12 protein-coding genes are annotated in these 9,028 nt (G+C 63.1%); all 12 read right to left on the bottom strand.

Going from position 1 to position 9,028, the window contains the following annotated elements; all coding sequences use genetic code 11:
* Positions 1-798: 798 nt before the first annotated feature.
* Positions 799-1,023, bottom strand: coding sequence for a hypothetical protein (locus tag ACFC3J_RS20725; RefSeq protein ID WP_156447472.1), 225 nt, complete (start codon positions 1,021-1,023; stop codon positions 799-801).
* A 114-nt stretch (positions 1,024-1,137) separates the two neighbouring features.
* On the bottom strand, positions 1,138-2,352 hold the full coding sequence (locus ACFC3J_RS20730) for a phage minor head protein (RefSeq protein WP_375197887.1): 1,215 nt from the start codon (positions 2,350-2,352) through the stop codon (positions 1,138-1,140).
* Positions 2,345-2,623, bottom strand: a complete 279-nt coding sequence (locus tag ACFC3J_RS20735; protein WP_375197888.1) for a hypothetical protein — start codon at positions 2,621-2,623, stop codon at positions 2,345-2,347. The genes ACFC3J_RS20730 and ACFC3J_RS20735 overlap by 8 nt, the downstream gene beginning before the upstream one ends.
* Entirely contained in the window at positions 2,620-3,195 is a 576-nt protein-coding gene (locus tag ACFC3J_RS20740) for an MT-A70 family methyltransferase (RefSeq protein WP_375197889.1), read from the bottom strand. The genes ACFC3J_RS20735 and ACFC3J_RS20740 overlap by 4 nt, the downstream gene beginning before the upstream one ends.
* Complete coding sequence (locus ACFC3J_RS20745) at positions 3,188-3,499, bottom strand: hypothetical protein (RefSeq protein ID WP_375197890.1); 312 nt, start codon at positions 3,497-3,499, stop codon at positions 3,188-3,190. The genes ACFC3J_RS20740 and ACFC3J_RS20745 overlap by 8 nt, the downstream gene beginning before the upstream one ends.
* Position 3,500: 1 nt before the next feature.
* Positions 3,501-3,803, bottom strand: coding sequence for a hypothetical protein (locus ACFC3J_RS20750; protein ID WP_375197891.1), 303 nt, complete (start codon positions 3,801-3,803; stop codon positions 3,501-3,503).
* Positions 3,800-4,066 (bottom strand): hypothetical protein, encoded by a 267-nt coding sequence (locus ACFC3J_RS20755; protein ID WP_375197892.1) that lies wholly within the window; start codon positions 4,064-4,066, stop codon positions 3,800-3,802. The genes ACFC3J_RS20750 and ACFC3J_RS20755 overlap by 4 nt, the downstream gene beginning before the upstream one ends.
* A 205-nt stretch (positions 4,067-4,271) precedes the next feature.
* On the bottom strand, positions 4,272-6,308 hold the full coding sequence (locus tag ACFC3J_RS20760; protein WP_375197893.1) for a DUF935 family protein: 2,037 nt from the start codon (positions 6,306-6,308) through the stop codon (positions 4,272-4,274).
* 46 nt (positions 6,309-6,354) lie between these two features.
* Positions 6,355-7,914, bottom strand: a complete 1,560-nt coding sequence (locus ACFC3J_RS20765; protein ID WP_066213372.1) for a terminase large subunit domain-containing protein — start codon at positions 7,912-7,914, stop codon at positions 6,355-6,357.
* The gene (locus tag ACFC3J_RS20770) at positions 7,911-8,330 is read right to left on the bottom strand and encodes a hypothetical protein (RefSeq protein WP_066213370.1); all 420 of its coding nucleotides are present in this window, start codon (positions 8,328-8,330) and stop codon (positions 7,911-7,913) included. Before ACFC3J_RS20770 ends, ACFC3J_RS20765 begins: the two co-directional genes overlap by 4 nt.
* Positions 8,327-8,569: a DUF2312 domain-containing protein gene (locus ACFC3J_RS20775; RefSeq protein ID WP_066213367.1), complete on the bottom strand. Its 243-nt coding sequence runs from the start codon at positions 8,567-8,569 to the stop codon at positions 8,327-8,329. The genes ACFC3J_RS20770 and ACFC3J_RS20775 overlap by 4 nt, the downstream gene beginning before the upstream one ends.
* A gap of 13 nt (positions 8,570-8,582) precedes the next feature.
* The coding region (locus ACFC3J_RS20780) for a phage protein Gp27 family protein (protein ID WP_375197894.1) at positions 8,583-9,028 on the bottom strand (446 nt) is incomplete at its 5' end.

Consider the following 9,028-nt stretch of genomic DNA (forward strand, 5'->3'; position numbering starts at 1 on the left):
TGTCCGAACTCGCGCTCGAGACCTTCTTCCCCGCCGATGCCCACACCATGCAGGTGCTGCGTTCGCTGGCGGGTTGATGATGGAAGGGGGACGGCAGGGGGCTCGCGAGACCTGTGAAGCGAACCACCCTGCCGGAAGTGAAGATGACTGTGCGCGTAACGTAGCACGCAGCATGCCACACCGTGAAAACCAAGCTTTTGCATAAGCCTGAATGGTTAACGAGCTGTTGCAGCGGCGACCGGGTGTAAAATTTGCCGACATGGCTGTGACTGGCCATAAATACGGGTGGCGGGATCAGCGGGACATTTTGGGCCTCTGCGGGACAAACCCTCGGGAAATCGGGCGTTTTGAGGCCCTATGAGGCCACTGGAGGCCCGCCAGCCCACAAACGCCATTCTGGCCAAAAATAGGTCCCTCACCTACCCCTGGACGCCCGGAAACCCGCAGAAATGCGTGGGCTGGTCCTCAGAGAGTCCGGATGACAGGGGGTGCTCGTCCGAATGCGGTAACCCATTGTTAATAAAGCGTTACCGACTGACATAGCGCGATAATCATTCGGACGCATTCGGACGCAATATCGCTCTGAAACCGCCCCGTGCATCCCATCCCGGAGCGCCCATCGTGGCCTTGCCGGAGCGCACCTGGATAGCCTGCTGATCGGACCGCCGCGAGGCCCATATCCCGCATCGCCAGAGCCGCCGTAACCACCCTTCAGGGGCAGGTCAAAGCGGCCATGTGGAGGCTGAAAATGCCTGCGGCGAAGGTTATAGGAATTTGTGAAGTGTGGTTCCACAGGCCCTAGTCCAGTTCCACACCGGTCGGTGCCGTTGCAGGGGCGTTGCCGCGGCCTTGCATGGACGTGGCAAGGCGGTTGAACAGGGCCTGCACCTCAATCTTGAACTGAGGCAGTGTCATCCCTTCTGCGACAGCTCGATCGACGATGGTGTTGACGCCGTTCCGCAGTTCTAAAGGTGCTGCCAGGGCTTTCGACAACGCGTCATGCCAAGGATCTGGGCCGTTCATTGCCTATACTCTTTTGCTGGTGTATGCAGGTGGCTCAGTGCGTGCGACACGGTGCATCTCCCTGCCGTAGCACTGGCGAAAGCCAGGAGCGCCATGTGAGGGAAACGGGAGTCCTCACCACGCACTGAACCACTCCACGATAGCGGCGAAACGGCGGACAAGGGCGGCGACCTCGTTTGCGCCAACCCGATGCATGCTGAGCACATAGAGCTCGTCGCCTTGTTCGGTCGCCTTGACTGTGGCTCGCCACCACTGGCCGTCCGATTCCCACAGCAGCCGAACCTTCCTGTCATCCTCGCGGAGCGCATGGGCAGGGTTCGAGATGATCTCTGGCAGCAGACGATAATCGGCGATCGTCAACTCGGCATGGCGGCGCTTCTGCTTTTCCAGGGTCTGCAGCGAGAAGCGCACGGTGCGCGCGGTCGCGCCGATGGCAGCTGCCTGGTCAGCCGTGAGCGCGGCGATCGGGAAAGGCTGATCGGGTAAGGCGGCAAACTGATCAAACGCCGGATCGGCGACGATCTCCCGGATGGTCTGCTGAGCAGCTTTCGCCAGGCCTGCCTGAGCCGCATCCTCGACCGATTCGAGCGCCTTGTCGGCGATCGCGCGCAGATGCGCGGTGCCGGGATTGTAGCTGAAGCCAGGATCTATGCCCTTGGGCACCATGATCGGGTCGGTCCTGCCGGCAGGATAGAAGCGCTCCCGCGCCGATGGCGGCAGATCTGTCGTGACCTTCCACCCGCGCCGTTTGAGCATCCCTTCCGAAACCTGTTCTGGCAGGCAATTGCAGCCCCAGCCATTTGGCGGGAAATGCTCCTGCCACCATGGGTGGTCGACCGGCAGGATGATGCCGTGCCAACTGAGGTGATCTTGCCGAGGGTGCTTGCGCGGATGGTCAGACCGGTAGCGCAGATAGGGGAAGAGCTCCTTCTGCGCCTGGAAGCGCCGCCAGCGGCCTGCTGCGATGCTCATGCGGATGTTGGTCCGGTATATCGTCCGCAGGCGGCGATCATTGACGATGATCGGCTGATCGGTGCCGGTGAGCGCTGGATCCGAGACCTCGCCCCACCAGCCAGCGCGCCTGAGCTCCGGCAGGATGTTCGCCTTCCAGGTCTCGAAGGTGCCACCATCACGAATGACCTTGTCGAGCGATTTCTGAACCGCAGCCAGCAGATCGAGCTTGGCGATCTTCGCCACGGTGAAGGCGCGAGAATGCTCCTCGTGCATCATCTCCGACCAGCGCACGGTCGGGCGCAGCTCCTGCCGCTCCTGCCAGACCCGGACGGTGTTTTCCGGGCTGAGATACATGGTCGGGCGAAGCTCAGGCATCGAACGGATCCCGGCTATCGGTCAGCTTCAACTGCGGTGCTGGCAGAGCGAGAAACCCGCGACCCTTTTTCGCGGTGGCCTTCGCCTTTTCCTTCGCTTTTCGCTGATCCTGCTCAATACCACCCAAGCTCTCCAACAAGCTCGCCAGGGCATAGGAGTCCGAGGTTTCGATCTCGATCCGGATGACAGTTTTCCCGCGCGGGCCGCTGGTCGTGTTGGAGCTGTATTTCTTGAGCAGCGTGGTCTCGGGATCCCAATGAATGAAGCTCATGATGCGGCTCCGAATTTCTCGACCTGGTTGCCCCAGGCTTCCCAGCCAGGGCGCTTCGTTCTGGCGAACAGGTCGATACGTGGGCGATCGCCGAAGAGGCGGACGATATCATCGGCGATGCGATCGGGCTTGCGGCTGTGCTCGCGGCGCGGCTCGACGACCAGTTGGCGCACACCAGCATCCAGGCGCGGCAAGCTGCCGGTCATGCCGAGCAAACAGATCTCCGGGTTGGCGCGGGTGTAATAGCCGGTGCCCATGGCATAGCCTTCGCCAGACGGGTTGAGCTTCGCCCAGGTGAACCCGACGGTGGCATATCGGAAGCCCCAGCGGCGCAGGGTTTCGAAGGCCTTGTCGAGCAGCGGGTCGATCGCCCACAGAAAGCAAGCGCAGTTGCGGCTGGCCAGCTCGCCGACGGGCAGCGCTGCGATCTCCTCCCAGGGCATCGTGTCGTAATGCTGGTTGGGATTGCGAGCCTCGCCCTTTTCCGACCAGTTGTCGAAGCCCCAGGGAGGATCGGCATAAATGATGTCGGAGCCGAATATCGGGAGATTGGCGAAGGGGCTGTCAGGCATGAGCCATCGCCCTCAATGCGGGGCTATCCTTGGGGGTGGCCCTTGCCGAGACCACCCCTTCGGCTACAGTCACAATGCGACTCACGACTGAAAGGAACGATGCATGCACCAGCAATTTTCTAAAAACGATTGTCATAATTGGATGCTCGAGCATGTTTTGGTGCATCTGTGGGCGGCGTTCATCAACAATGGGGGGGCGTCCAATAAGTCTCAGATCGACTATATTTCCCGCATAACTCGCGAGGATGTTGAGGCTGCGCGAGATCGGCTCAATGACCCAGTCACGCACGAGTTTGCGAGCCAAGTCATTGCGCTTCAGGAGGAATTTTGGGGTAGGGTTCGTCAAGCTGCCGGTGATTGATAAAGCTCTTCATCCTATCAGCCATTCCTTGGGCCGCGACAGGATCTGACCCGTTGGCCTGCGACAGATGTTTGAACGTGCTTTCATGGATCTTTTGCGCCACGATTTCAGCAATCCGAGCCTCTTGTTCTGACGTAAACGGGGTTTGCGCGGCCGCCGCCGACAATGTCGCGAAGGCGGTTGCCCTAGCCTCAGCTTGGGCATACTCCTCGGGGTTAATGAGGTGGCTATTGTGTGCATTGCTCATGGTATCGTCTCCCATCCGAGCCGCTCTCGTGCGGCAGCGCGCCAGTTTCTCAGAGCGACGGAGGCGCAGTCCGGGTGAGCTGCGTCACAGGTAGCGGAGATGCCAGCGAGCCGGATGCTGAAGCCGTCCTCGCGGTGCCTGGTCCACCCATCCTCCAGCTGCATCTGCACCGAATAGATCACGCTGATCGCGGGCAACTGGCGCAGCAGACCTTCGACCATGCCGAGCGCATAGGCGAGCGGAGGGAGCGTTGCGCGTGTCATTTCCGCGCCTTGGCTCTTGCCCGTGCGCGCCGCTTTGCCCTCTTACCAAGCGGCTCGGGCACGGTGAGGTGGACGATGTCGCGCCTTGCTCTCCGCCGCGATCGGTTCTCGTCGCCTATCTCCCACACGAACGGGGAAGCGGCCGGACCAAGAAGCGCCGCGCTGGCCAATAAAGTCATTGCAGCCATGAGAGAGGGGTTCGATCTCACGCTCCGCCCTCCCGGTTTTCTTCAGCCAGGCGCAGAGCGAAGGCCGCGCGCTCAATGCTCTCGCGCAGCGGCGCATCGTTCATCAGGGCGGTGGCCTCGGTATCGAGCAAATTGAGCAGCTCGGTGGACGTGGCGGCGGCAGCGATGCGGTCGAAGATCGTGCCTGTCATCGCTGCCGTGACGCGATCGTCCTCGGCGGCGATCAGCTCGTCGATCAGGGTGTTTTCAGGCGACTGCTCGACATAGTCGGGATCGCCTTCGGCCAGGCTCACGCTGCGGATGGTGTCCTGCCAGTCGTCGACGATCGGTTCGAAGATCTCGGGACCGAACAGCAGCTCGCCTGTGAACGGCTCGACCTGTGCCAGATCGACGTCGCCCGGATCGTAAGTGAAAGTGACGTGCGGCAGATAGCTGGGGAAATCCCAGCTCGCGCCAGCCTCGCGCATAGTGCGGTGCCGGTTGGCGATGTAGCCGTCCCAGAAATGCAGAACGACAGCGCCCTTGTCGCCGAGCCGATCGACGACGCGCGGGCCGCCCGGCATGACGCGCAGCGGCTCGCGGTAGAAGCCGAAATCGTCGCCCATGCCAAACCAGTTCACCGGCTTCTTCGAATAGGCCACGGTGACATGCATGTCGGCGGGATCGACCACCGTCCTGAAGCCCTGTTTCCTGGCCCATGCAACGAGCTTGTCGGCATTGAGCAGCTTGCGATGGACGTAGAGCGGGCGCGGATCGTCGGCCGCGAATTCTGTGACGGGCTGGAGCGGCTCGCGGCGGTTGTCTTCCAGCAGCTTCTGTTCGTCGACCATGTTCCCGGCTTCGGGAATAAGGTCTGGTTCGATCGGCGGCTTTGTCTGCTGGACGCGGACATAGCCGTCGCCATAGGTGTCCTGAAAGCTCTCCTCGTCGCGCTCCCAGCCCAGCGCCTTCAACAGGCCATCGGTCTCGGCGGCGAGCTTGGTGTCCGTTTCCGCCTCGACATCGCGCATCACGCGCGGAGAAGCGACTTCAGGGCCATAGTTGAAATCGGTCCACCAGCGCGCGGGGCCAGCGTTGAAGCTGTCGGACAGCAGATCCGCGTCCGACTTCACGACTTCCAGCTTCACGTCCGCATGCACCTCGGCCTGACTGCGCGAGGAGCCGTCCTGGGTGGTCATGGTCTGGCTGAGCACCACCTTCGCGATGCACTCGTCCATGTAGCGGCAGAGCTGCTCGTAATCGGCCACGCCGCTCTTTGCGACCTGCAGCAGCTCGATGACCATCCGCTCGGGGATCGCGATGCCGGTGTCGGTCTGGATGGCCTGCAGCGCGGCGAGCAGGTTGTTGACCTGGTCCTGCGGGGTGCCGGCAGGATATTTGCCGATCGCGGTCGGCGCGCCGAACTTGTCGAGGAAGTTGTTCCAGAAGCGCAAGCCGTTGCGCTTGAACAGCGTCGGCCAGTAGAGCCACTCGGCCAGGCCGCGCCCGTAGATCTCGTCGTCGTCGCTGGCGCCTGCGGTCGCCACCCAAAACTTGAGATCGGGCAGCAGCTCGCCATTCCAGTTGACGCGGGTTATGAGCCGCAGATTGCCAGCATCGTCATAGCGGAAGCGCCGGGCATGACGAACCTTCAGATCCTTGAACTGGAAGAGCCCGTCGCGGACCTCCCACAGGCATTCGGCGACCGAATAGCCGTAGAAAGTGGCAAACAGCATCTTGCGGGTAACGCGGTCCCAGCCCAGGCGGACGAGGTTGTCGTTGAGCTTCTCTGCCGCCTCGACCGAGCGAGGGTCGTTCTCATCGCCGGGCAGCACGTTCCAGTTGCGCGAGACCACAGCACCGATGCGCTGCTGCAGCGTCGACATGACCTGGTCGTCTTCAAGGATGACGTCGTAGACGCCCCAGTCGATCGCCATGCTGATGCGCGGGTCGCGCGGCTGCTGCAGGCCGGTGACAAACGGCCTGGTGATGTCCCGCCCGTCAGAGGTCGTGGCGATCGGGCGCATCAGGGCCTGCATCGTGCCCGTCGGCTCGGCGATGCGCCGGGCGATCACTCGGGTGCTGCTGCTGGAAAAGGGTCGAGGCCTGCGGGCCATGGTGTTACCTCACAAATCCGGCACGGGCACCGGCAGAGCCGAACCCGCGCGTCGAGACAGGCCCGGAGGCCAGATGGGTGCTGCGCTGGCCCGCCGAGTAAAATTCCATCGGGCCGATATCCTCGTCCGAAGCGGCGACGAAATGCATGAGCGCGATCGCGTCGTCGCCGTGGCGCTTGCCGCTGTCGCCATCGGCCTTGCTGACCTTGCCGCGATCCGGGATCATCGGGATGCCGCGCACGAGCTTGATCATGCGCAGATCGTCCATGACGCCCTCATCCCAGGGGATGAGCAGCATCTGATCCTCGATCGCCGATCGCAGCTTCGGCATGAAGGCGAGATAGGTCTTTTCCGATGTCTGGACGGCCTCGACGCGGTCAAAGCCCCAGCGCTGCTGCATGGCCTCGGCCAGGGCCGACCCGTTGCCGCGCGCGTCCATTTTGCCGCAGGCGAACATCGGCACGCGCGAGATGATCCAGTTGAGGATCAGCTCCTGGTCCTTGAACGGCACATTGCGCATCTCGAGCAGGAACCGCGCGACGCGGCGCATCCTGTCATCGCGCTGGCCGAACACGATCGGGGAGACGTCGCCGTTGCGGGCAAAGTCCTGGCCGAAATAGGTCGGCCTGGTCGGATCGAAGTCGTCCAGATAGGGCGCTACCTCGGTCTCCAGAAACTCGAGGATCCAGCTGGTTCGGTACTCCTCACTGTGACGCTCGAAGCCATCCGGGCACGCCAGGCGAATGACCGGCAGCTCGTGCGACATCGCCTGCTCGATCGTGGCGCGCGCCAGGTAGATACCGGATCCGCGCGAGGGGATGACGTCCAGCTCTTGCTCGGCAGCTGCGCCATAGCGCTTGCGGAGCGATGCTTCCCACGCCGCCTCGGCCTCGGGTGACCATTTCTGGCCCGTGCGCAGGCAGATGCGCTGATAGAGGCCCTGGCGCAGCGCGTCCTTCAAAGTCACGCGTTGCACCACGCCTTCGCGCTTGCCGCTGCGGATGTCCTCGATCAGCTCGTTATAGGGGTTGTCCGCGCCATTGTGGGTCGAGATGACCACCACCTTGCCGCCCCACATGGTGAGCGCCATGGCCGCGTCGAGCAGGTCGTTGAACTGGTCATGAAACGCGGCTTCATCGATCAGCACCTTGCCCTGCATGCCGCGCAGCGATCGCGGCTTGGACGACAGCGCGACGATCTTGTGACCTGACGGCAGATCGATGCGGAAAGCGTTGATGCCCTCATCCGATCCGTCGTTATGCAGGAATTCCTTCGGCTCGGTGGCCAGCTGGTCGAACGCCTGCAGGAAGTCCGCGCAATAGCCGATGAACTCGCGCGTCATGTCCTTGTTATAGGCGATGTAAAAGAAATCCTGCCCGCCCTGGGCTGGCGCAGCGGTCAGCACGGCGTCAGCCCCGAAAGCATAGGTAAGGCCCGTGCGGCGCGACTTTTCGCTGACGAACAGCTGATGCTGATCGCTGAGCTGGATCGCCTCGATCTGATAGGGCATCAGCAGCGACGGGAGATCGTCGATTGGTGCAAGGGAACCGACCTTCGCGCTCATGGCCTGCGGCCCTTCCAGCGCTGGCGAGTATTGCGCGCGCGGGGCGACGTCATCGGCTGCACCCAGGCAATCTCGCCCCTGGCGACGGACGCCAGCCATTCGCGAACGTCTGCCTGCCCGGACATGCCATCGAGCGCGACCAGGTCAAAGTGCAGCGGGATATGCGCGACGCGGCGGGGCCGGTAATGGTCCGACACCCGGATGATCCAGCAGCGCTCCTGGTTGTCGGCCAGGTGCACGTACTTGGTGCGAGAGCCCTTTGATGCGGCTGCTGCCCTGGTCGCGCGCGAGCATTTGATCGCCAGCACCCGGAAGCCGAACGGCTTGGCATCCTGCGCGATCGCGAACGCCAGCGACGCAATGTCGCCGGGTCCGTTCGCGCTCAGGCCAGCAACGATGCGGCGCGGCTCGGTCATCCCAGCCCCAGCGCTGCCTTGTAGGTGTCCAGGATCGCGGCCATTTCCTGCCGATCGTGCGGCTCCATCCTGCGGAGCTGCACGATCTGGCGCATGATCTTGGCGTCATAACCCTGGGATTTGGCCTCGTTGTAGGTGTCGCGGATATCGTCGGCGACGCCCTTGCGCTCTTCCTCGAGCCGTTCGATGCGCTCGATGAACAGGCGGAGCTGGTCGTCGGCTCTAATGGCTTCACTCACGGTCTTTCTCCCTTCAGGCTTTGAGGCCGAGCAGCTTGGTCTTCACGGCCAGGATGGTTTCTTCGGTCGCGCCACGGCTGCGCAGCTCGCCTTCGGCCTCCTTGGCCGCGCGCTGGTTCTGCTCGAGGCGGATGGCGCGCTCGCGCTCGGCGTCGACCTTGTCGGCGACGACCAGGTCCTTCAGCGCCTTGATGAGGCCCATGGCATCGCCCAGCTCGAGCTTCTCCTGGCCGCCCATGCGCGCGGCTATGATGGAGAGATTGGTGCGCGCCAGGTGCAGCAGCATCCGGTTGCGCGTCTCGTTCTCGTCACCGAACTCGCCGTCGACGGCCTCGGCCATGCCGCGCACGGCCTTCTCGCGCTCCACCACGCGGTGCCAGTCGCGGCGGCGCTTGGCCCAGCGGCCCATGGACGAGCGCGCGATCGTGTGGCCGTGGCTTGCTGCCAGCTCGACCAATG

The organism is Sphingobium sp. (genome assembly GCF_041987595.1).
Lineage (GTDB): Bacteria > Pseudomonadota > Alphaproteobacteria > Sphingomonadales > Sphingomonadaceae > Sphingobium.

Coding starts and splice junctions, on each gene's coding strand:
- ACFC3J_RS20730 (WP_375197887.1), bottom strand. CDS start 2,352: ATGCCTGAGCTTCGCCCGACCATGTATCTCAGCCCGGAAAACACCGTC.
- ACFC3J_RS20765 (WP_066213372.1), bottom strand. CDS start 7,914: ATGAGCGCGAAGGTCGGTTCCCTTGCACCAATCGACGATCTCCCGTCG.
- ACFC3J_RS20770 (WP_066213370.1), bottom strand. CDS start 8,330: ATGACCGAGCCGCGCCGCATCGTTGCTGGCCTGAGCGCGAACGGACCC.
- ACFC3J_RS20750 (WP_375197891.1), bottom strand. CDS start 3,803: ATGAGCAATGCACACAATAGCCACCTCATTAACCCCGAGGAGTATGCC.
- ACFC3J_RS20755 (WP_375197892.1), bottom strand. CDS start 4,066: ATGACACGCGCAACGCTCCCTCCGCTCGCCTATGCGCTCGGCATGGTC.
- ACFC3J_RS20735 (WP_375197888.1), bottom strand. CDS start 2,623: ATGAGCTTCATTCATTGGGATCCCGAGACCACGCTGCTCAAGAAATAC.
- ACFC3J_RS20725 (WP_156447472.1), bottom strand. CDS start 1,023: ATGAACGGCCCAGATCCTTGGCATGACGCGTTGTCGAAAGCCCTGGCA.
- ACFC3J_RS20740 (WP_375197889.1), bottom strand. CDS start 3,195: ATGCCTGACAGCCCCTTCGCCAATCTCCCGATATTCGGCTCCGACATC.